At 60.7% G+C, this 22,497-nt stretch carries 20 protein-coding genes; 9 read left to right on the top strand and 11 right to left on the bottom strand.

Annotated features, from left to right (window positions below; genetic code table 11):
• Positions 1-123: 123 nt before the first annotated feature.
• From purD to C9E91_RS04645, 3 genes are all read left to right on the top strand, one after another.
• The gene (purD, locus tag C9E91_RS04655; RefSeq protein WP_107107193.1) at positions 124-1,395 is read left to right on the top strand and encodes a phosphoribosylamine--glycine ligase; all 1,272 of its coding nucleotides are present in this window, start codon (positions 124-126) and stop codon (positions 1,393-1,395) included.
• 120 nt (positions 1,396-1,515) lie between these two features.
• On the top strand, positions 1,516-1,944 hold the full coding sequence (locus tag C9E91_RS04650; protein WP_107107192.1) for a plant virulence effector HPE1-like domain-containing protein: 429 nt from the start codon (positions 1,516-1,518) through the stop codon (positions 1,942-1,944).
• A gap of 389 nt (positions 1,945-2,333) precedes the next feature.
• Complete coding sequence (locus C9E91_RS04645) at positions 2,334-4,148, top strand: methyl-accepting chemotaxis protein (RefSeq protein WP_107107191.1); 1,815 nt, start codon at positions 2,334-2,336, stop codon at positions 4,146-4,148.
• A 77-nt stretch (positions 4,149-4,225) separates the two neighbouring features.
• Here the strand turns inward: C9E91_RS04645 and C9E91_RS04640 are convergent, their stop codons facing one another.
• The 9 genes from C9E91_RS04640 to C9E91_RS04600 all read right to left on the bottom strand — a co-directional run bounded on the left by C9E91_RS04640 (position 4,226) and on the right by C9E91_RS04600 (position 13,659).
• Positions 4,226-4,720, bottom strand: coding sequence for a 2-thiouracil desulfurase family protein (locus tag C9E91_RS04640; RefSeq protein WP_107107190.1), 495 nt, complete (start codon positions 4,718-4,720; stop codon positions 4,226-4,228).
• 12 nt (positions 4,721-4,732) lie between these two features.
• The gene (gene glyS, locus C9E91_RS04635; RefSeq protein WP_107107189.1) at positions 4,733-6,847 is read right to left on the bottom strand and encodes a glycine--tRNA ligase subunit beta; all 2,115 of its coding nucleotides are present in this window, start codon (positions 6,845-6,847) and stop codon (positions 4,733-4,735) included.
• A 1-nt stretch (position 6,848) separates the two neighbouring features.
• A complete protein-coding gene (locus C9E91_RS04630; RefSeq protein ID WP_245407417.1) occupies positions 6,849-7,304 on the bottom strand; it encodes an endonuclease domain-containing protein in 456 nt (151 codons plus the stop codon).
• A gap of 179 nt (positions 7,305-7,483) precedes the next feature.
• Complete coding sequence (locus C9E91_RS04625; protein WP_107107188.1) at positions 7,484-9,421, bottom strand: DUF2207 domain-containing protein; 1,938 nt, start codon at positions 9,419-9,421, stop codon at positions 7,484-7,486.
• Between the two features lie 81 nt (positions 9,422-9,502).
• Positions 9,503-10,759, bottom strand: coding sequence for a 3-phosphoshikimate 1-carboxyvinyltransferase (locus tag C9E91_RS04620; RefSeq protein ID WP_107107187.1), 1,257 nt, complete (start codon positions 10,757-10,759; stop codon positions 9,503-9,505).
• Positions 10,760-10,846: 87 nt separating this feature from the next.
• Positions 10,847-11,398 (bottom strand): LemA family protein, encoded by a 552-nt coding sequence (locus C9E91_RS04615; RefSeq protein ID WP_107107250.1) that lies wholly within the window; start codon positions 11,396-11,398, stop codon positions 10,847-10,849.
• Positions 11,399-11,505: 107 nt separating this feature from the next.
• Positions 11,506-12,465 carry a glycine--tRNA ligase subunit alpha gene (locus tag C9E91_RS04610; protein WP_107107186.1) on the bottom strand — a complete coding sequence of 320 codons (960 nt, stop codon included), beginning with the start codon at positions 12,463-12,465 and terminating at the stop codon, positions 11,506-11,508.
• 125 nt (positions 12,466-12,590) lie between these two features.
• Positions 12,591-12,782 carry a hypothetical protein gene (locus tag C9E91_RS04605; RefSeq protein ID WP_104822173.1) on the bottom strand — a complete coding sequence of 64 codons (192 nt, stop codon included), beginning with the start codon at positions 12,780-12,782 and terminating at the stop codon, positions 12,591-12,593.
• 16 nt (positions 12,783-12,798) lie between these two features.
• On the bottom strand, positions 12,799-13,659 hold the full coding sequence (locus C9E91_RS04600) for a S49 family peptidase (protein ID WP_107107185.1): 861 nt from the start codon (positions 13,657-13,659) through the stop codon (positions 12,799-12,801).
• Between the two features lie 336 nt (positions 13,660-13,995).
• Here C9E91_RS04600 and gltS point away from each other — a divergent pair, with 336 nt between their 5' ends.
• Complete coding sequence (gltS, locus tag C9E91_RS04595; RefSeq protein ID WP_107107184.1) at positions 13,996-15,162, top strand: sodium/glutamate symporter; 1,167 nt, start codon at positions 13,996-13,998, stop codon at positions 15,160-15,162.
• 338 nt (positions 15,163-15,500) lie between these two features.
• On the top strand, positions 15,501-16,847 hold the full coding sequence (locus tag C9E91_RS04590) for an Nramp family divalent metal transporter (protein WP_107107183.1): 1,347 nt from the start codon (positions 15,501-15,503) through the stop codon (positions 16,845-16,847).
• Positions 16,848-16,895: 48 nt separating this feature from the next.
• Here C9E91_RS04590 and C9E91_RS04585 read toward each other — a convergent pair whose 3' ends face one another.
• Together C9E91_RS04585 and C9E91_RS04580 are read right to left on the bottom strand one after the other, a co-directional pair.
• On the bottom strand, positions 16,896-17,672 hold the full coding sequence (locus C9E91_RS04585; RefSeq protein WP_107107182.1) for a tRNA1(Val) (adenine(37)-N6)-methyltransferase: 777 nt from the start codon (positions 17,670-17,672) through the stop codon (positions 16,896-16,898).
• A gap of 8 nt (positions 17,673-17,680) precedes the next feature.
• Positions 17,681-17,911, bottom strand: coding sequence for a putative signal transducing protein (locus tag C9E91_RS04580; protein WP_028750583.1), 231 nt, complete (start codon positions 17,909-17,911; stop codon positions 17,681-17,683).
• Between the two features lie 108 nt (positions 17,912-18,019).
• Here C9E91_RS04580 and C9E91_RS04575 point away from each other — a divergent pair, with 108 nt between their 5' ends.
• The 4 genes from C9E91_RS04575 to moaB all read left to right on the top strand — a co-directional run bounded on the left by C9E91_RS04575 (position 18,020) and on the right by moaB (position 22,493).
• Positions 18,020-19,036 carry a polyprenyl synthetase family protein gene (locus C9E91_RS04575; RefSeq protein WP_028750582.1) on the top strand — a complete coding sequence of 339 codons (1,017 nt, stop codon included), beginning with the start codon at positions 18,020-18,022 and terminating at the stop codon, positions 19,034-19,036.
• A gap of 123 nt (positions 19,037-19,159) precedes the next feature.
• Positions 19,160-21,019, top strand: coding sequence for a tetratricopeptide repeat protein (locus C9E91_RS04570; RefSeq protein ID WP_107107181.1), 1,860 nt, complete (start codon positions 19,160-19,162; stop codon positions 21,017-21,019).
• Between the two features lie 8 nt (positions 21,020-21,027).
• The gene (locus tag C9E91_RS04565; RefSeq protein WP_107107180.1) at positions 21,028-21,939 is read left to right on the top strand and encodes a 4-(cytidine 5'-diphospho)-2-C-methyl-D-erythritol kinase; all 912 of its coding nucleotides are present in this window, start codon (positions 21,028-21,030) and stop codon (positions 21,937-21,939) included.
• Complete coding sequence (gene moaB, locus C9E91_RS04560; RefSeq protein ID WP_107107179.1) at positions 21,939-22,493, top strand: molybdenum cofactor biosynthesis protein B; 555 nt, start codon at positions 21,939-21,941, stop codon at positions 22,491-22,493. Before C9E91_RS04565 ends, moaB begins: the two co-directional genes overlap by 1 nt.
• Positions 22,494-22,497 lie beyond the last annotated feature (4 nt).

Genomic DNA, 22,497 nt, shown 5'->3' with positions numbered 1-22,497 from the left:
GTGGACCTAAGAGCAGTTCCAGGAAAAGTGTGAAGCGGTTTTTCGTCCGGAATGCGGAAAACAAATGGATAGAGCGGGAAAGCGATTCCGTGAAACGCTGACCACTCTACAGAAGGGCAAGCCATGAAAGTTCTGTTGATCGGATCGGGCGGACGCGAGCATGCGCTGGCCTGGAAGCTGGCGCAATCGCCGCTGATGACGGAATTCTACGCCGCGCCCGGCAATCCCGGCATTGCCGAACATGCGACGCTTGCCGCCATCGATATCGAAGACCACGGCGCGATCGTTGTCTTCTGCAAAGAAAAGGCCATCGACTTCGTCGTCGTCGGCCCGGAAGCGCCGCTGGTCGCCGGGCTCGCCGATCGCTTGCGCGCCGAGGGCATCGCCGTGTTCGGGCCATCGGCTGCAGCCGCGCAGTTGGAAGGCTCCAAAGGGTTCACCAAGGATATCTGCGCTCGCTACGATATCCCGACCGGCGCCTATCAGCGTTTCAACAATGCGCCGAAAGCGAAAGCCTATATTCGCGCGCAGGGCGCCCCGATCGTCGTCAAGGCCGATGGGCTTGCCGCCGGTAAGGGTGTTACCGTCGCCATGACGGTCGAGGAGGCACTCGCCGCTGTCGATGATTGCTTCGAAGGTGCATTTGGCGCGGCCGGCGCCGAAGTCGTGATCGAAGCCTATCTCGATGGCGAAGAGGCGAGCTTCTTCTGCCTTTGCGACGGCAAGCATGCGCTGCCTCTCGCCACCGCCCAGGACCACAAGCGCGTCGGCGACGGCGATACCGGCCCGAACACCGGCGGCATGGGCGCTTATTCCCCAGCTCCGGTCATGACCACAGAGATGGTCGAGCGCACGATGAAGGAAATCATCGAGCCAACAATCCGCGGCATGGCGGAAAGCGGCCATCCCTTCTCGGGCGTCTTCTTCGCCGGGCTGATGATCACCGCCAAGGGACCGGAATTGATCGAATACAATGTCCGCTTCGGTGATCCGGAATGCCAGGTGCTGATGATGCGGCTGAAGAGCGACCTGCTGCCGCTGCTTCTTGCCTGCACCAACGGCACGCTGGATCAGGTCAGTGCCGAGTGGAGCGACGACGTGGCGCTGACTGTGGTCATGGCCTCGAAAGGCTATCCCGGCTCCTATGCAAAGAATACGCCGATATCAGCCCTGCCCGCCGACAGCGACGGCGCCAAGGTGTTTCATGCCGGCACAGCGCTGCAGGATGGCGCGCTGGTCGCGACCGGCGGGCGGGTGCTGAATGTCACCGCGACCGGCAAGACCGTCGGCGAGGCGCAAAAGCGTGCCTATGCCCTTGCTGCCGAGGTGCAATGGCCGAATGGCTTTAACCGCACCGATATCGGCTGGCGCGCAATCGGACGCGAAAAGATTTGAAGTAAAAACCGCTCGTCTGTCCCGATTTCTGCGGTTCCGCTAAACTTTTAGCAAATCTTCTGACGGGATGGAAACAAAGGAACACTAATCTCTCCATCATGTAAGACGGAGTGGTTTTTTATGCGTCTCTTGTTCCTGACTTTGGCATCTGTGCTGGCCGCCGGCTCGGCCATGGCGTCGTCGATCCAGCCCATCGACAGCAAGACGGAAACTGACGGCGACAGCATCATCCAGCAGGTTTGCACGGATTGCCCGGCGCTTAAGCCGCAAACGGTCAAAAAGGATTATGTGGTGCCGGACCTGACGCCGGGCACACAGTCCATCGTCGTGCGCGATATCGATGGCCAGAAGAAGGTGGTGCGCACCGAAGCCTGGATGGGCGGCTCGCCGGTCGTCTTCATCTCCAAGCCGACGCCCGAGGCTCTCCAAGCTGCCGGCATTTCGAACGACGGCATCGACCTCACAGCAAAAACGGCTGCCCTGCCCGAATCCGCCAAGACGAAGGCACCCGTGCCGCTCGATGTCTCCGGCTTTGAACTTCGCCAGTAACAATAGCCGTTCGACCCTGTTCCCTGCCCCGCCCGGCCAAAGTTTCGGTCGACGGGGTCTGCCGCGAGGCGGACCAATGCGCCCCTGAAGAGAAGCAGGGGCGCATTCGTTTTGTATAGCAAAGCATAAAACTTTGCCGCCAATTCTGGATAAACTTGAAAGCCAGTTAGTATTATTTATTGCGATGCAACTAAGCGCTTGATTAAATCCGCTTAAATTCTGATCGCGCGGTTTGATTAAAACTTTCTTAGACATAAAGCGCGACTTTGCTTGCACCGGACAGCAGCATGTCATTTCGAGCAGCGGCAAGCGTATTGGGGGTCTCCCAGGCGATCGCACAGGCGGTAGAATACCGCGCCGGTATTCACCGTACCCTGTTGCGAGGCATTATGAAGAATCTCAAGATCGCCCATCAACTCTTCGCGCTTCTGGGCGTGCTTATGGCCGCTTTTGCCGTGGCGACCTATTTCCAGATCCGGTCGCAGGCAGACTCCATCTATGACGACCGTTTCGACATGCTCCGCACGCAGGTCGAGTCCGGTATTTCGGTGCTGAATCAATATTATCAGCGCGAAAAATCCGGTGAGATGACGCATGAGGCCGCCCAGGCCGAGGCCTTCAAGATCCTCTCGCATGTCAGCTTCCAGCCGTCGGGCTATCTCTTCGGCTTTGACTACAGCGCCATTATGCGCATTCATCCGAACCCGGCCAATGTCGGCAAGGACATGTCCGGCCAGGTCGACAAGAACGGCACACATTTCAGCAAGGAAATGGTCGAAAAGGGCATCAAGGGCGGCGGCCGTACAGTCTACTACTGGGGCAAGCCCGGCCATCCCGACGGCGAGCTTTTCCTGAAGGGCAGCTATTCACTAGCCTTTGAACCCTGGCAGATCGTTCTCGGCTGCGGCGTCTACCTGGACGACCTCGAGGTCCAGATTCGCGCAACCATGTGGAATGCGCTGCTGATCTGCGGCATCGTCTTCCTGGTCGGCATCGGTTCTGCCCTCTATTTCATCCGTGGCATCACCAAGCCGCTCGCCGACGTCCATACCGCCCTCAAGGCGGTGGCCGATGATGACGTGAAGATCGTCATTCCGCATGCCGATATGCGTAACGAAATCGGCCTGATGGCCAAGGCCACCCTGGCGCTGCAGGAGAAGGTCCGCGAACGCCATGCGCTGGCGGATCGTCAGGCCGCACAAGAGCTGGAAATCAGCAATGAGCGCGAACAGAACCTTCGCCAGCAGCAAGACGAAGCGCATGAGCAGGCGCGTGTCGTTTCCACCATCGGCCGGGCGCTCGAAGCGCTGGCCGCGGGCGATCTGACCGTACGCTGCGGCGATATCGGCATCGGCTATGCCGGCCTGCGCAACAACTTCAACGAGGCGCTGTCGCATCTGGAAGCCGCCATGGGCCGGGTCAATGCCAAGGGCAATGACATCGGCGTTTCCAAGGAAGAGATCCGCCGCGCCTCCAACGAGCTGTCGCAGCGCACCGAACGCCAGGCCGCCAGCCTCGAGGAAACCTCGGCGGCGCTGGACGAACTGACCGTCGCCGTGCGCCAGACCGCCGAAGGCGCCCATGAGGCGAGCAAACGCGTGCATGCCGTCTCGACCGAAGCCTCGCGCAGCGACGCCGTCGTCGCCCAGGCGATCGATGCGATGAGCGGCATCGAAAAGTCATCGGAAGAGATCAGCAAGATCATCGGCGTCATCGACGAGATCGCCTTCCAGACCAACCTTCTGGCGCTGAATGCCGGCGTCGAGGCGGCCCGTGCCGGCGAATCCGGCAAGGGTTTTGCCGTCGTTGCCCAGGAAGTGCGCGAACTGGCGCAGCGTTCTGCCGCCGCCGCCAAGGAGATCAAGGACCAGATCGCCCGCTCCTCCGGCCAGGTCGACCAGGGTGTCCGCCTTGTCGGCGAGGCCGGCGAAGCGCTGAAGCGCATCTCCGACCAGATCAAGGCGGCCAACGAGATCGTCTCGAAGATCGCCCACAGCGCCTCCGAACAGGATACGACGCTGCGCTCGATCTCGTCTTCGATGAACCAGCTCGACGCCGCCACGCAGCAGAACGCCGCCATGGCCGAAGAGACGACGGCATCGGCCGAAACGCTCGCTGCCGACACCGAAGATCTGCTCGGGCTCATCCGCGGCTTCCGCGTCAATGACGGCCGTCCGGCCACACAGAACCGCCGCGCCGCTTAAGGCGGCAAGACAACGGTTATCTCAAACCGCCGGGCGCAAACCCGGCGGTTTTTCTTTGTTGGCTATGAATGGTTGCCTCAGTCGGCCGTCGCCAGCCGCTCGACCAGCCTGTCGATCTCGCTGTCAGAATAGACTTCGATGCCCGCCTGCTTCAGCAGAGCCGCCGTGACGCCATGACCCGCATGCCGGTCGCCGGAGAATGCGCCATCATAGATGAAGCCCGAACCGCAGGATGGGCTTCCGTCGATCAGTAAAGCGTAGCGACAGCCGGTTTCCCGCGCGAGCGCCAGTGCATTTTCGGCGGCCTGGAGAAATCCCTGCGTGACATCGCCGCCGGTGATCTCCATCACGCTTGCGCGGCCGGCAAGCACGTCCTCGCCGGTGGCGCCATCGGCAATTTCGGCCGGCGGTCGCGGTACCACCATGCCAGCGGACATTTCCGGACAGATCGTCACCAGCCTGCCCTCCTCGCGCCAGCGATCGATGGCCGGATGGAGAAGCGGCTTGGAACGGCCGTCATAGCGGACGGCATGGCCCATGAGACAGGCGCTGACGAGAATTTTTCCAGTCATCGCGCCCTCGCCTTACCCCGCGATCTTCGAGAAGTCCGCGACCGTTCCCGTCGCCTCGCGGATCAGCCGCAACAGCGCCAGACGATTGGCGCGGATGGCGGCGTCTTCATCGTTGACGAGCACGTCTTCGAAGAAGCGGTCAACAGGCGCGCGCAGCTTGGAAAGTGCTGCCATGGCCGAGCGGAAATCTTCCTTGGCGATCGCATCGGAAGCCTCGGCGGAGGCTTTGGTGATGGCGGCAAAGAGGTCCTTTTCCGCATCGAGCTTCAAGAGGTTTTCGGAGACGCCATCGGCAACGACGGTGCCCTTCTTCTCCTCGGCAGCGAGAAGCTGCGTGGCGCGCTTGGTGCCTGCAAGCAGGTTCTTGCCGTCTTCCGAGGTGATAAAAGCGGTGAGCGCTTCGACACGGCGAGCGACCATCAGGAGGTCGTCGGCTTCCGGCGTCAGCACGGAGTCAATGAGGTCGTAACGAGCGCCCTGATCGCGGAGATAGACCTTGAGGCGATCGTGGAAGAAGGCGAGGAGATCGACGTCCTTTGTCGTCGCCAGAAGCGGTAGGCGTACCTTGCGTTCCAGCAAAATCCTCACCACGCCCAAAGCCGCGCGGCGCAGCGCAAACGGGTCCTTCGAACCCGTCGGCTTTTCATCGATCGCCCAGAAGCCGATTAGCGTGTCCAGCTTGTCGGCGAGAGCGACCGTGATCGCCACCTTATCCTCCGGCACGCGATCGGATGGGCCCTGCGGCTTGTAGTGGTCTTCGATCGCAGCAGCGACGGACGCGTCTTCGCCCTGCAGCGCTGCATATTTGCGGCCCATGAGGCCCTGAAGCTCGGGGAATTCGCCAACGGCTTCGGTGCGCAGATCGGCCTTGGCGAGGATCGCGGCGCGATCGACCTTGGCCGGATCGGCGCCGGTAATTTTCGCAAGCTCGGATGCCAACGCACGAATGCGGGCAACACGTTCGCCCTGGCTGCCGAGTTTGGCATGGAAGGTGACGTTCAGCGCGTCGAGCTTCGCCATGCGCTGGTCGAGCGGCTTTTTCAGATCGAGGCCGAATTTGACCGCGGAGGCTTCCAGCGTTTCGAGATCCGGCAGGTCACCCTGGTCGCGCTTCCAGAAATGCAGTGCGTCGGAAAGGCGGGCGCGCACGACCTTGCCATTGCCGTGGATGATCTCCTTGCCGCCATCCGTCGCCTGGATATTGGAGACGAGGATGAAACGGTTGGACAGCGTCTCGCCGACCTGCGGTCGGGTGACGAAGCACTTCTGGTTGGTCTTGATCGTGAGACGGATGATTTCTGAGGGGATCGACAGGTAATCCTCCTCGAAGGAGCCCATCAGCACCTGCGGCCATTCCACGAGGCCGGAAACCTCTTCCAGCAGGCCCTCGTCCTCGACAAGCTCCAGGCCATTGGCAAAGGCGACATCACGGGCATCGTGCAGAATGATGTCCTTGCGGCGCTCGGCATCGAGAATGACCTTCGCCTTCTCCAGGCTGGAGACGTAGTCATCGAAACGCTTGACGGTGATCGCCTGCGGCGCATGGAAACGGTGGCCGTAGGTCACATTCGAAGCGATGATACCGTCGATCTCGAAGGGGATGACTGCGGTTTCTTCATGCTCGGTGCCGAAGAGACAGACGATCGACTGCAGCGGGCGCACCCAGCGCAGCGAGCCGGGCTTGGCCGACGCCTTGCCCCAGCGCATCGACTTCGGCCAGGGGAAATCGCGGATGATACCGGGCATGACGTCGGCGACGATCTCCTCGGCGGCGCGGCCGGGCTTGGAAATGACCGCAACGTAGAAATCGCCCTTCTTCGGGTCGCTACTTACCTGCGCTTCCGAAATGGAAGACAGGCCGGCGCCGCGCAGAAAGCCCTCGATCGCCTTTTCATTGGCATCCGTGCGCGGTCCCTTGCGCTCCTCGCGCACATCAGCCGAGCGCGCCGTCAGGCCGCGAATGTCAAGCGTCAGCCGCCGCGGCGTCCAATATTCGCGCGCACCCTCATAGGACAAACCCGCTTCGACCAGCGCGTCGGTGACGAGCTTCTTCAGGTCGCCGGCAGCCTTGCGCTGCATACGGGCAGGAATTTCCTCGGAGCGGAGTTCGAGAAGGAGATCGGGCATGTCAAGGTTCCTCACCCTCCCCTTGAGAGAGAGGGTCGGCACGGCGTGCCGGAGTGGGGTGAAAATGGTCGGCCTCTGCTAGCAAAATTTGTCGCTGCTGCACAATGGCAAATATCGTGTCCAGAACAGCCTCGATCTCATCCATGACTTCAGCATTCCAGAATCGGATGACATGATAGCCTTGGCTTTCAAGATATGCCGTTCGCTGAGCATCATAACGTCTTGCCGCATCTTCTGCATGCTGGCTGCCGTCAAGCTCGATAATCAAACCTATCTGATGACAGGCGAAATCAGCAAAATAACGCCCAATTGGAACCTGCCGCCGAAAATGCGTGCCTTCAATGGGGATGCGCCACAAATGCTTCCAGAGCTTGGTTTCCGCATCAGTCGAACCTGCGCGCAAGCACCGGCTATTGGCAACTTTAAAGCGATCCAGTTTGGAGGGCTTTTTGGGCACGGGATCTCCGATCTGCTGAAATACCGAAACTAATACATCGCGACAGACACCCTCCCCTTGAGGGGGAGGGTCGGCCGCAGGCCGGGGTGGGGTGATCGCGGCTAGCTCCGCAGCCAAGCAATTGTCACCCCCACCCGCCGCTTCGCGGCGACCTCCCCCCTCAAGGGGGAGGTGATCAACTACCACCCACCCCCGCCTCCGCCGCCTCCACCGCCGCCGGAGGAGCCGCCGCCATCGCCGCCGCCCGAAAAGGCTGAGGACGAGCTGGAGACCGGCGCGGGAATGGTGGAGGCGATGGTGGATGCCATGGAGGAGGAAAAATCGCCGATCGTGCCGCCGATATTGCCTGGATGGAAATCACCGGAATACCAGGCCGGCGCATAGGCGGCCGCGGCCGCACCCGCAGCGGTGGCGAGCCAGGTCTCGAAGGCGCTCGACCAAGGCTTTTCGACGCCGAGCGCGACCGCATAGGGCAACAGCTTTTCGAAATGCTGCGGCGACATCTGCGGCGCGCCCTGCATGTTCATCCGGTCGCGTTCGGCAAGCGTCAGATATTGCCGTAGCCCCGCGATGCCATCCATCATCTTGCGCCCGAGCGGCGTCGGCGCCCCCATCAGGAAAAAGAAGACGACGTTGAGCGCGAAAATGCCGACGATGCCGGCGAGCAGAGGCAGTTCACCCGCCTCCCACAAGGGGACGACGGCGGCAGCCAAGCCGCCGACCGCAGCCGAGACGAACAGAAAGCCAAAGAAAGCTGCGATCAGAACGGAAAGAATTCGCCGTCCAAGACCGGCATCATGACGGCGAAACCTGCGGCCGATCGTGCCGGCAAAGATCGTCACCACAATCGACAGGAAGCCGGGCACGATGATGAGAGGCAGCGCATTCTCGTGCAAGCGACCGAAAATCACGATCGCAGCAAGGATGAGGACCGACAAGGCAATGCCGGCAATCACGTAGAGCGCATTAGCTTTGTAATATTCGCCGCGATGATCGCGCTCGATGGCGCTGCGGAATGTCGAGCCAAGCTGCTTTACCGCCTCGCCATTCGCCTTGTCGATGACAAGCGGGGAAAATGGGCCGACGGCCTGCATGAGCACTTTGTCGCCGCCGCTGAGATCGCTGCCTGCCTTGCCGGTCGGGCGAATGACCACCTTTTCCTTCAGATTGTCGAGAATAACATAGCCGTGCACAGCAAGATCGATCGCCGTCGCCGACAGCGCCGTCCAGCCCGCACCGGAAAAACCTCTGTTGTCGATGTAGTTGACCAACGCCGGCGAAATACCGTCCGGCGGGTCCCAGCGCGGGACCATCACACCGCGTGGGGGATCACGGCCGACGGCGATCCAACTGCGGAGATAGTAGGCGAATACCAATATCAAACCGCCGATGGCGATGATCGCGTCTATATGATCGGTTATGAACCAATGCCATTGTTGGCTGCTGCTCGGCGCCGCAATCGCGTCCTTCGGCAGCCTGATGGCGATCGTCAAACCTTCGGCCGGGGCCAAGGGCCGCGTGGTGACGAACATGACCTTGTCCGCCTGCGCGCTGGCGCTCGCGTCCTGGCCGGTCGCGCCGATCGGCCCGGTATAATAGGCAAGCTGTTGCGGCTTCACGCCGTCCGGCAGCGTAGCGGTGGCCGAGACGTGAAGGATCGGAAATTGCCAGCCATTACCGGTGACGTTCCAATAGAGCTCGTCGTGATCGTCAAAATAGCGGATCTGGCGATCGGTGGTGTAGACGATGCGGTAGACGTGCTGGCCACGGTTTATGATCCGATCGGCATTTCCGATATAAATGCGTTCCCCGCCCTCGATCTGCTCCTTGTGCCAATCTTCCGGCTGTCCATCGCGTTCGACAGAGACAACATTAAAATCCACCTGCGCCTGGCGGCCCGCAGAATCGACAAAAGTCAGCGGAAAATCCCGGAATATGCCGCGACGGATGGCGCGGCCTTCCGCGTTCACCGTAATTGTCTCGGTGACACGCATTGAGCCGTCGCGATCGAGAATAATCGCCTGATCGAAAGCGTTGATGACTTCGGCGGCTGACGCGATCGATGCGGAAAACAGCAGGAGCAAGGCGATAGAGAGTCCGGAAAGCCAACGCGTCATCACAGCTCCTGCGATCCGACGGCACCCCATTCAGGATGCCGCACATGCCGATATATTTACGCGCCTCCCGTTGGGGCGGCATCAGTCGTCGCAGGCAACTCCCAGTGACGCAAGGACGTTCCAATAGGCCGGGAAGGTCTTGGCGACGCAATCGGGGTCGAGAATGGTGATGCCGTCGATCTTCAGCCCGGCCAGCGCAAAGCTCATGGCGATGCGGTGATCGGCGAAGCTGTCGATCTCGGCCGGCAGCGTCTTGCCGGCAAGGCTCGGGTCGGAGGCGACAATCAGATCGTCGCCTTCCTCGGTGCCGAGGCCGGGAACGATGCGCGACAGGCCGCTCGACAGCGCCCGGACGCGATCGCACTCCTTGACCCGGAGATTGGCGATGCCGACGAAACGCACCGGCGTTTCGTTGAAAGCGGCAAGGACAGCGAGCGTCGGAATGGCGTCCTGCATCTGCGATCCGTCGATGACGGCGGGGAGATGCGGAAACTGCGAGATCATGTCATAGGCGCGGGCGTCCGGCTGCGAGAATTCGCTCGCCGGCGTGCCGAGATCGATCTTCCCGCCGGACAGCACTTCCGCCGCCCAGAGATAGGTCGCGGCCGATGCATCCGGCTCGATATGGAAATCGGCTGCGTGATAGCCAGTCGGCTGAACCCGCCAGGCAACGGCGCTGACGCGCTCCACCTTGGCGCCGAAGGCACGCATGGCGGCAACCGTCAGATCGATATAGCCGAGAGCGCCGATATGTTCGCCAAGCAGCACGACATCGACCGGGCGATCGCCGCCGGCCGCCATCATCAGCAGCGCCGAGACATACTGGCTGGAGAGGCCGCCATCGATCTCAACCCGGCTCGCCTCGAAACGGCCCGTGCCGTTGACGGTCACGGGCGGGCAGCCGGTCTCGGCCGAGGCATCAATGCCCAGGGAGCGCAGGGCGTCAACCAGCGGGCCGATCGGCCGCTTGCGCATATGTGCATCGCCATCGACCACGACCTTCCCGTCAACCAGAGCAGCGGCGGCGGTCAGGAAGCGGGTCGCGGTGCCGGCATTGCCGAGAAACAGCGGCGCGGCCGGCGACTTGAGTTTGCCATCGCCGGTGACGATGAACGTGGTGTCGTCGGGCTCGTCGATCGCAACGCCCATGGCCCGCAGCGCTTCGGCCATATAACGCGTATCGTCGCTCTTCAGCGCACCCGTCAGCCGGCTGGTTCCCTTGGCGAGGCCGGCGAGCAGCAGCGCGCGGTTGGTGATCGACTTCGACCCCGGCGGCATGGCGCGTCCGATAAGCGGCTTGCCGGGGGGGATAATCGTGAGTTTGGCTCTACCCATCATCAATCTCTTTGGTCAGTCCAGAAAGCGGCCAATGGCCTGCGGTCGGCTTCCTTTACCGCCTGGAATGCAAAACCGATAGAAGGAATCTTAGAACTTGACCGATGGAACAGCACGGTCCGTCTCGTTGGTGATTTCGAAGAAGGCGCGCTTGGTGAAACCGAAAGGGCCGGCGAGCAGATTGTTGGGAAAGCTCTCGACCTTGACGTTGAGATCGCGGGCTGCACCGTTGTAGTAGCGCCGCGACATCTGGATCTCGTTTTCCGTCGTTTCCAGGGATTGCTGCAACTCGACGAAGCCGACATTGGCCTTGAGGTCAGGATAGGCTTCGGAGACAACCATCAGGCGACCGAGCGCCTGCCCGAGCACACCTTCGGCAACAGCGCGGCCGGCAACATCCCCTGCAGGCACTGCCTGAGCTCTGCTGCGTGCCTCGACAACTTCCCTCAACGTCTGGTTCTCATGGCCGGCATAGCCTTTGACCGTCTCGACCAGATTCGGAATGAGATCAGCGCGGCGCTTGAGCTGCACATCGATGCCGGACCAAGCCTCCTCGGCCACCTGACGCGCGCGAACGAGGCCGTTATAGGTGAGGACGGCGTAAAGCGCGATCAGAACGATGATCGCCAAAATAATATACATCGCGAACCCCGTGGCAAATGCAACCACGAGGCACATTATGTGGCTTGACGGGCGTTGTCATCCGCTTTTCGCCGCCAGGCCAATACCTTAGAGATTAGGAATGTGCCTTAAGCCGCCTGCTTGCCCCAGTTCGCACCACCGGCATCCGTGAGCAGGAATGCCTCGCCACAGGCTTTCGCCAGCGTGCGGACGCGCAGGATATAGCTCTGGCGTTCGGTGACCGAGATCACGCCGCGCGCATCGAGCAGATTGAAGACGTGGCTGGCCTTGATGCACTGATCGTAGGCTGGAAAGACGCATTTGTGCAGGAGCTGATTGGCATTGTCGCCCGGCGCGCCGGCGGCAAGCAGCGCTTGGCATTCCCGTTCGGCATCGATGAAATGGCGATGCAGCATTTCCGTGTTGGCATATTCGAAATTATGCCGCGAATATTCCTGCTCTGCCTGCAGGAAGACATCGCCATAGGTGATCTTCTCGTCGCCTTCGAGACCGTTGAAATTCAGGTCGTAGACGCTGTCGACGCCCTGGACATAGGTTGCCAGACGTTCGAGACCGTAGGTCAATTCGCCAGCAACCGGCGCGCACTCGATGCCGCAAATCTGCTGGAAATAGGTGAACTGCGACACTTCCATGCCGTCGCACCAGCATTCCCAGCCAAGCCCCCAGGCACCAAGCGTCGGGCTTTCCCAATCGTCCTCGACGAAGCGGATGTCATGCAGAAGTGGGTCGAGGCCGATGGCCGCGAGAGAGCCGAGATAGAGCTCCTGCAGGTTCGGCGGGTTCGGCTTCAGGATGACCTGATATTGATAATAATGCTGCATACGGTTCGGGTTTTCGCCGTAACGACCGTCGGACGGACGGCGCGAGGGCTGCACATAGGCAGCCTTCCACGGCTTCGGTCCAAGCGCGCGCAAGGTCGTCGCCGGATGGAACGTGCCGGCGCCAACTTCCATGTCGTAGGGCTGCAGAACCGCACAACCTTTGTCGGCCCAGTAATTGTGCAGCGTCAGGATCAACGCCTGAAACGAGCGCTTCGGATTCATGTTATCGGGCGGGGTCGCGGTCATGGAGATTGATTTCTTCGGGTAATGGATTGTTTGGCGGACAGGTGCCACGGCAGAACGGAAGGGTCAAGGCTTTCAAGCGCAAACTGTCATAGTCACCTTTTCGTATTTCCACGATCTATCGGAGGCTACTCATCCTCCCGCTTCACCCTATACTCCCCTGTCTTCGGGTCTTTCACCAGTGTGCCGATGGCGCCCGTGCGCCGTTCGCTTTCGGCGCGGCGTGATTTCTCGGTGAGTTTTCGGGCGTCGCGCAGGAAGCGTCGATAGAGAAGCCAAATACCGCCGACAGCAACGATGAAGAAGATGATCTGCGGCATCACGCAGCGCTCCCGATTACAATCCGTACCGCCCCCACAATGCCTTTTCCTCTGCCACCTCTGCAAGTCCGGAGGCGAGGCCGGCGCCGATGCCGTCCATGCCCGAAAGGGAAATGCCGGGTGCGCGGCGGCCGAAGAGGCTACGTGGCGTGGTGACCAGCTCGAGCTTGATCTTGTCGCCGTAACGCTTCTTGAGTTCCTGGCGCATATCGCCGAGCCCGTCGATCAGGCCGAGTTCGAGACCACGCCCGCCGGTCCAGAAGAGGCCGGAGAACACGACCTCGTCCGCCGCCAGTTTACCCGCCCGACGCTCACGCACCATATCGATGAAGACCTTGTGGATCTCGACCTGCAGGCTCTTCAGATATTCGATGTCCTTTTCCTTCTCCGGCTGGAACGGATCGAGGATCACCTTGTTTTCGCCGGCAGTATAGACCCGGCGCTCGACCCCGAGCTTCTTCAAAAGCTCCGGAAAACCGAAGCCGCCGGAGACGACGCCGATGGAACCGACGATGGAGGTGGCATCGGCAATGATCTCATCGCCGGCGAGCGCGATCATGTAGCCGCCGGATGCCGCTACATCCTCGACGAACACCAGCACCTTCTTCTCTTTCTCGCGGGCAAGATCGCGGATGCGGTTATAGATCATCCGCGATTGCACCGGCGATCCGCCGGGCGAATTGATGACGACCGCGACTGCCGGGGCAGCCTTCATGCTGAAGGCCTTTTCCAGCGCTTGCGAGACGCCCGCAAGATTGAGCGACTGCCGGAGAGGACCGCCGCCGGAGGCGATGACACCGCTCAGCCGGACAACGGGAATGATCGCCTTTTCCTTGCGAAACCGCTTCGGAAGCATGCGCCTAAAAAATCCAGCCATTCGTCGTCCCTGATTCATGATGTTTGCTGCGTGTGATGTATGCACGGAAACGGCAAACGCAACATCCAGCATCGCATTTCGCGCCCGGATTCCTCGAGCCGGCATACATTTTCATCGATATGAAGAGGGGATGGGGTGACGGGAGGACTGCCTTTTGCCGTAAACACGGCACCCGGGAAAAACATTTCTCCGCGTCCATCAGGATTGGGCCGCCGCTCTCCCTCTGCTCCCAGCAGATCGGATCACCCGAGGCTCTTTCCGCTCGTCTATTCGTCTGGCGCATGCCAAAGTGACGGACTGAGGCGGGTTCGGCTGCAACCAAGGTGAAGGTGGTCCATGTCGGCAATACAGGTCCCAGGACTGCTATCGCTTACCATTGCGATCCTCGTGTTTTTCATTGGTGCAAACCTCAACCGTTTCATTCCCCTCCTTGTTCGGTGGAGCATACCCAAAGCGGTGACAGGTGGCCTGCTTGCCGCCCTGATAACGCTGATCGCGTACGAATACTTCGGTTTGGACTACTTCTTCACCGGGGTCGGCCTTAACGCCAGGCTCTCCGACCTCATGGCTGGAGGCAAGCCGTTTCTTATCTTGTTGGCTGTCACGCTTGTATTTCTCGTCATCCAGAACGCAATCGCCATCGGCGTCAGCGACATGCTCGGCCTCCCCGATGGCGTGGCAATCTTACTTGGCTCCACGTCGCTAATCGGCGGTCACGGCACAACGATTGCCTGGGCACCGATTATCACCGGACGTTTCGGACTGACGAATGCGCTTGAAATCGGTATTGCGAGCGCAACGCTTGGCCTTGTCATCGCCAGCCTCATCGGCGGACCAATTGCGCAATACCTGATCAAACGCCATGGCTTGAGCGGCCCCGCCACCGAAGAGTTGGTGATCGGTGTATCGCGTGCTGCAGTCAGCAGCCATGAAGATGATGTCAGCTATGTCAGCCTGCTGCGAGCCTTGCTGGTAACCAATATCGCTATTCTCACCGGGTACGCCTTGCATGAGATCATCGTGGAGGCTGGCATCAATCTTCCATTGTTCGTCGTCTGCTTGCTGGTCGCGATTGTGATGACGAATACCGTTCCGCTGCTCGCACCGCGCCTCCCTTGGCCGACACGCACGCGAGCGCTTTCGCTCATCTCCGATCTCTCGTTGAACATCTTTCTCGCAATGTCGCTGATGAGCATGCAATTGTGGGCCCTCAGCGGGCTTGGCGCCGCGCTTCTGATCGTCCTCGTCGTGCAGACTGTTGCGGTTGTCGTTTATGTCCTGTTCGTCGTTTTCCCCGCGATGGGGCGGACATATGATGCGGCGGTGATTTCCGCAGGCTTTTTTGGTATCTCGCTTGGAGCGACCCCGACGGCAATCGCCAATATGACGGCGGTAACCAAAACTCATGGGGCCGCAACCATCGCATTCATCATTCTGCCGCTCGTCTCTGCGTTCTTCATCGATCTGGCAAACGCAGCAGCGCTTGGGTTCCTTGTTCGGTAATTGGTCCTGTTCAGCGGCGTCCAAGAACGGCGATGTCCTGAGATGGAATGAAGCCGAGATTGTCTATCGAGAAAGCCCATCGCCACTAAAGCTCGTCGCGATCTTTCAGATTCGCTCCCGCGCTTTAGCTCCTTGTTTGTGCATGTCGTGTTCGCAAAACCGCCGCACACTTTTGCGCGACATGCATTAGAGGTCGCAGATATCCGCCGTTATTGCAGATTGCAGGAATGCCACAGCCGATGCGAACGAGAGCGGGAACGGCTTTTCTTGTTGCGAATGAATTGCATTATCATTCTAAACCGCTAACTTCTCGCGGTATTGAAGCCTGCGGAAGCCCCATGGATCTTATGAAACCCAAGCCCGATGCCGGCTGGCGCCATGACCGAGAAGAAGCCACTCTTTCCGATGTCTATCGCTCGGTCGAAACCGCAAAGGGCGGTTCGGTGCTGCGTCGCGTCGCTGCCTTCGCAGGTCCGGGCTATCTTGTCGCGGTCGGCTATATGGACCCCGGCAACTGGGCGACCTCGCTCGCCGGCGGATCGAAATTCGGCTATGCGCTGCTAACCGTTGCATTGTTGTCCAACATTATGGCCGTGGTGCTGCAGGCGCTTTGCGCGCGCCTCGCGATCGCCACCGGCCGCGATCTGGCCCAGGCCTGCCGGGACGCCTTTCCGAGCTTCGTCTCCGTGCCACTGTGGGCGATGGCGGAGATCGCCATTATCGCGACGGATATCGCAGAAGTCGTCGGCACCGCCATTGGCTTAAATCTCGTTTTCGGCCTGCCGCTCGAACTCGGCGTGCTGGTGACCGCCTTCGACGTGTTCCTCATTCTTTTCCTGCAGCGGCTGGGCTTTCGCTGGGTAGAGGCGCTGATCATCACCCTGCTCGGTGTGATCGCCTTCTGTTTCGGCATCCAGGTCTTCCTTGCCGATCCAAATTGGGGCGACGTCATCAAAGGCTTTTTCCCGACGACTGAGATCGTCAGGAATCCGGACATGCTCTATCTGGCGCTCGGCATCCTTGGCGCGACGGTCATGCCGCACAATCTCTATCTGCATTCCGGCATCGTGCAGACGCGCGCCTTCGGCCATACGCTCTCGGAAAAGAAAGAGGCGCTGACCTATGCCACGCTCGATTCGACGATAGCGCTGACCTTCGCTCTGCTCATCAACGCTTCCATCCTCATTCTTGCCGGCGCGGCGTTTCACGCGCATGGCCACACTGATGTCGTGGAACTCGCCCAGGCGGAATCGCTGCTGGCGCCGCTTCTCGGCCTGGCGATTGCGCCGACGCTCTTCGGGATCGCGCTTCTCTGTTGCGGCCTCAACTCAACTGTAACGGCGACGCTTGCCGGGCAGATCGTCATGGAGGGTTTTCTGCGGCTCAAGGTGAAACCTTGGCTGCGCCGCCTAGTGACGCGCGGACTGGCGATCACTCCCGCCGGGGTCGTCACCATATGGTACGGCGATTCCGGTACGGCGGATCTGCTGATCCTGACCCAGGTCGTGCTCAGCCTACAACTTTCTTTCGCTGTCTTCCCGCTGGTCATGTTCACCGCCGACAAGACCAAGATGGGCGCTCTAGTCGCGCCGCGCTGGCTGAGTACCGTCGCCTATATCATCGCCATCGTTATCGCCCTTCTGAACGTCAAGCTGATCTTAGATGCGTTCCAAGGCATACACTGAATTCGGATGATCTTCCTAAAAAGCGCGTCATGCGTTCGGGATGACGCGCTACTTTCGGAAATAGGCAGCGCGACCATTGTTGAGGTCGTCGACGAAGTCGGAGAATTTGTGCGTCCCCTCGCCATGCATGATCAGCGGCGCGCGCAGCGCCAGCCGTGCGCGTGAGCCCTTGATGGCCGTCACCAGGATGCGAACGGCATTTTCACCCTCGCGCGGATGGATGGGCGTGATCTCGATGCCGCCGAAACGGCGGCCGCAGGCTGCAATGATCTCAGCGATCGATTGCGGCCGAGCGATCAACGACAGTTGCCCGCCGGGGATCATGATTGCGCCTGCCGTTCGCACCCAGCTTTCGAACAGGCCGTCGGTCATGGCATGCGCCTGCGCTTTCAATGCATCCGGCGTCAGCCTGTCGCTGGCATCGTTGAACGGCGGGTTCATGATGACATGATGGAAACTGTCATCGACCAGACCGGCGTCATTGCGGGCCTTCGCGGTCAAGGCGACATCGGCCTCGACAACGGCGACACGGCTGGCGAAGCGGGCATTTTCCGAAAGTGCCAGGCTCTTGCGGGCGAACTCGGCCATTTCCGGCGAGCGTTCGAACAATACCACCTCCGCCTGCTCCAGCCGCGAGGCCACCGCCATGCCGGCGGCACCCGCTCCCGCACCGAGATCGGCCACCCTGATGCTACGGTCATCGGCCACAAGAGCAGCAAGCAACATGGCGTCCATGCCGGAGCGATGGCCCCTGCCCTTCGGCTGGACGATATGGAACGCGCCGCGATGGAAGGCGTCGATGGTTTCGGAATGGGTATCGGCCATGGCGGAACTCAGCCGCGCGCCGGGCGCAGCTCGTCGCCGAGACCGGCATCGATCAGAATGCGCCGGGCCTGATCGGCGCGCTCGTCCTCGACCATGAAACGGCGCGGCAGCATGCCGAGAGAACCCTCGAGAATGCTCATGGCTTGATCCGCGACGAAACAATGAATCCCGGCGTCCTTCATCAGACTCTCGGCGAAGGAGAGTAAAACGGGATCGTTTGTGCGGATCAGCTCGTGCATAAGCCTTGGGTTTCCTGTCAAATTTGCGAGACGAGACAAATCGCCTCTTGCCGCCTCTTTCGCCCCTTCTTATTGTGCTTTGCAGAAAATGAACAGGAGTCCGGATCGTTGGGCGTCGTGATACCGCTTGAAGAAAGCAAGAATAAACTGGCCTCCATCAAGCCATTGGTGGACCTGACCAAGGCGGATATGGAACGCGTCAACCAGCTCATCCTGTCGAAAGCCGGCTCCGATGTGCAGATGATCCCGGAAGTTGCCGAGCATTTGATCTCTTCCGGCGGCAAGCGTCTGCGGCCGATGCTGACCATCGCCTCTGCCGCACTCTACGGCTATCAGGGCGACAATCACATCAAGCTCGCGACCTCGGTCGAATTCCTGCACACGGCGACATTGTTGCACGATGACGTGGTGGATGAAAGCGATCTGCGCCGCGGCAAATCCACGGCCCGCATGATCTGGGGCAATCAGGCCAGCGTTCTTGTCGGCGACTTCCTGCTTGGACAGGCTTTCCGGATGATGGTCGAAGTCGGTTCGCTGGATGCGCTCGACGTTCTGTCATCGGCAGCTTGCGTCATCGCCGAGGGCGAAGTGCTGCAGCTTTCCGTCTCCAAGAACATGGAGACCACCGAAGACGATTATCTCTCCGTCATTCGCGCCAAGACGGCTGCGCTTTTCGCCGCCGCCGCCGAAGTCGGCCCGATCGTCGCCAATGCCGGCAAGGCCGAGCGCAATGCGCTGAAGTCCTACGGCACCAATCTCGGCCTCGCCTTCCAACTGGTGGACGACGCGCTGGATTACGGCGGCAAGGCTGCCGATCTCGGCAAGAATGTCGGCGACGACTTCCGCGAGGGCAAAATCACCCTGCCCGTTATTCTCGCCTATCGTCGCGGCACCGAGAAGGAGCGCGCTTTCTGGCGCGACGCCATCGAGACCGGCAACAACAGCGACGAGAACCTGGAAAAGGCGTTGGGTCTGATCACCAAATACGGTGCGCTCACCGACACCATCGCCCGTGCCGTTCACTACGGCACCATCGCCCGCGACGCACTGGCGCCGCTACCGGAAACGCCGTGGAAATCTGCGCTCATGGAAGTGATCGATTTCTGCATCGAACGTGTGAACTGATCACAGCCGCCCGAATTTCTTGCAGGAGCGCTTCAAAAAAGCCATCCTGTTGTGAATCAATTGACACGAACGTTTTGTGCCGCCGGCGCTCTTCCGGCAAATCCCTTGATGAAAGGCTTTCTAATGCGGCAGAGACTTGCCATTCGTTTCCTCTCGGGCGCAGCTCTGGCGGCGGTCCTCTCGATGGGCGCGCTGAACAGCGCGCGCGCAGAGGATGCCCCGGCAACGCCGGAGGCCAGCGCCCTGGTGACCTTCGATGCGGAAGGCGTCGACACCTTCGCAGGCGCCTTCCTTGCCGCCCGGACCGCCGATGTCGACCATGACTATGAAACTGCGATTTCGCTTTATAAAAAGGCGCTGATGATCGAGCCGGGCAACCCGGAGATTCGCCAGCGGCTGATGATCTCATTGCTGCTCAACGGCAATCTCGAAGAGGGCGTGAAATACGCCAACGAGCTGAAGAACGATCCCTCGGTCGAACGCGTCACCACGATCGTGCGTGGCATGGACGCCATCCGCCGGCATGACTACAAGGCCGCGCAGGACATCCTCAAATATGACGGTCCGAACGATCTCGACCGGATGATGGCCGGTCTTCTGCTTGCCTGGGCGCGCGCCGGCTCCAATCATGGCAAGGAAGCAATCGCCATGATCGACAAGATGAAGGGACCGGACTGGTTCAACATCTTCAAGAACTACCATGCCGGCGCCATTGCCATCACCATCGGCGATACGAAGTCTGCCCGCTCGCACCTGAACGACGCCATTCTCGACAAGGCGGGCGGCGCTACGGCCCCAGACACATTCATGCGCGCTGTCATGGCGCTGGCGCGGCTTGAAGCCAAGGCCGGCGACAAGCAGAAGGCTCTGGATGCCGTTTCGGTCGGCGACAACCTGATTAACAATTACGCGCCGCTGAACGCGCTGCGCGACAGCATCAACAAGGGCGAAACGCCGGACCAGCAAGTGACCGACAGCACGCAAGGTGCAGCCTCGGTGCTCTTTACCGTCGGCGCGGCGCTCAACCGCGACGGCGCCGAAGATGTCGTCTCGCTTTACCTGCAGATCGCCAACACGCTCGATCCCAAGAGTGCCGACACGCTGGTTCTGCTGGGTGGACTTGCGGAAAAGCAGGAGCAGATGGATCGTGCCATCTCCTTCTACAAAAAGGTGCCCAACAACTCGCCCATGGCCCGCATCTCCGAGCTGCAGCTCGGCCTTGCGCTTGCCCAGTCCGGCAAGGTCGACGATGCGCGCAAGCATCTGAAGGCGCTGATCGATTCCGACCCGAAGGATATCCGCAGCTATCTCGCCTATGGCAGCGTTCTCTCGGACGCCAAGGACTTTCAGGCCATGGCGGACAATTACGATAAGGCTGCTGAGGTTATCGGCGCCGTGCCGAACCGCGGCGACTGGGCCGTGTTCTTCCAGCGCGGCATCGCCTATGAGCGGCTGAAGCAATGGGACAAGGCAGAGCCGAATTTCAAGAAGGCCTTGGAGCTGAACCCCGACCAGCCGCAGGTCCTGAACTATCTCGGCTATTCCTGGGTCGACATGAACATGAACCTCGACCAGGGCCTGAACATGATCAAGAAGGCCGTCGATCTGAAGCCGGATGACGGCTACATCGTCGACTCGCTCGGCTGGGCCTATTTCCGCCTCAACCGCTTCGACGATGCGGTGAACGAACTGGAGCGTGCCGCACAGTTGAAGGCCGGCGATCCCACGATCAACGACCATCTGGGCGATGCCTATTGGCGCGTCAACCGCAAGCTGGAGGCGGTTTACCAATGGAACCGCGCGCTGGCTTCCAAGCCCGAGGACGCCGATATTCCGAAGATCAAGGAAAAGATCGCCAACGGTCTGCCGGCGCTCGACAACGACCCAAGGACGGTCGACAAGACCAAGCAGCCTGATCCGGCGCCCGCGGTCACTCCATCGCCCAACACGACAACGCCACCACCGGCCGATAAGAAGTCCTAAGACTTTCGATGAGCGTGATCTTAGCGGCTGACGATTTCGACGTCTCGGAGGAAGCACCCGCCAAGATCAACTTGGCACTGCATGTGACGGGCCGGCGGGCCGATGGGTATCATTTGCTCGACATGCTCGTCACGTTTGCGCGGCATGGCGATCGTCTCGGTTTTCGCGCAAGCGCCCGTGATGAATTCAGCCTGTCCGGGCGCTTCTCTCCTCTTCTTGCCGAGGAGGGTGCGGGCGGCAATCTGGTGCTAAAGACGCGCGATCTGCTGCGACAAGCGGCTCATGCGGCGGGTTTCGTGGCGACGCCAGTCCACATCCATCTCGAAAAGAACCTGCCCGTCGCCTCCGGCATCGGCGGCGGCTCGGCGGACGCCGCGGCGACCCTGCGTGGACTGACGCGGCTCTGGGGCCTCTCCCTGCCCGCCGACACGGTGATGGCGATTGCGCTGAAGCTCGGTGCCGATGTGCCGATGTGCCTTGCCAGCCGTCCGCTGATCGCACGCGGCATCGGCGAGGCGATCGAGTTGCTGCCGGATTTTCCGTCCTTCGCCATGGTGCTCGGCAATCCCCTCGTCGGCGTTTCGACGCCCGAGGTGTTTCGCTTGCTTGCCCGAAAGGACAATCCGCCGCTCGCACTTCCCTTGCAGCTAACAAACGGCCGCATGCAATGGATCAAGACCATTGAGGGATTGCGCAACGATCTGGAGCCGCCGGCGCGGGCGCTCTGCAACGAGATCGCCACGCTCTCGCAATTGATCGAAAGCCAAGGAGCGCTCACCATTCGCATGTCCGGCTCCGGTGCCACCTGCTTCGGCCTGTTCGATAATCTTGAGCAGGCGACGGCTGCGGCGGCATCGCTTCACAGCTTGAAGCCGGACTGGTATTTCCAGGCGACGGAAACGATAAAGGGAGACGCATGATGGCCGGTGCAAGCGAAGCAAGATCCTTTATCCCGGTGGGAATCGCGGTGTTGACTGTTTCCGATACGCGCACGCTCGCTGATGACAAATCCGGCGACACGCTGGTTACCCGCATTGCGGAAGCCGGTCACAACTTGATTGCCCGCGCTATTGTTACGGACGACAAGGAGCGTATTCGAAGCCAGGTGGAAGCCTGGACGCGCGATGACGCCATCGACGTCGTCATCACCACCGGCGGCACCGGCTTTACCGGCCGCGATGTGACGCCCGAAGCGCTGGAGCCCTTGTTCGAAAAGCGGATGGACGGGTTTTCCGAGGTGTTCCACCGTATCTCCTACGACAAGATTGGTACGGCGACGATCCAGTCGCGGGCAACCGGCGGCGTCGCCAACGCCACCTTCATCTTCGTGCTGCCGGGCTCTCCGGGCGCCTGCAAGGATGCCTGGGACGGCATTTTGAAGCCGCAGCTCGACTATCGGCATATGCCCTGCAATTTCGTGGAGATCATGCCGCGGCTCGACGAACATCTAAAGCGCGGTGCCGGCTCAAAATAAGCGG

This window comes from Rhizobium sp. SEMIA4064 (assembly GCF_003025035.1).
GTDB classification, from domain to species: domain Bacteria; phylum Pseudomonadota; class Alphaproteobacteria; order Rhizobiales; family Rhizobiaceae; genus Rhizobium; species Rhizobium paranaense.
Note: the sequence above shows the minus strand (reverse complement) of the source record. Positions and strands in the feature narration are given on the sequence as shown.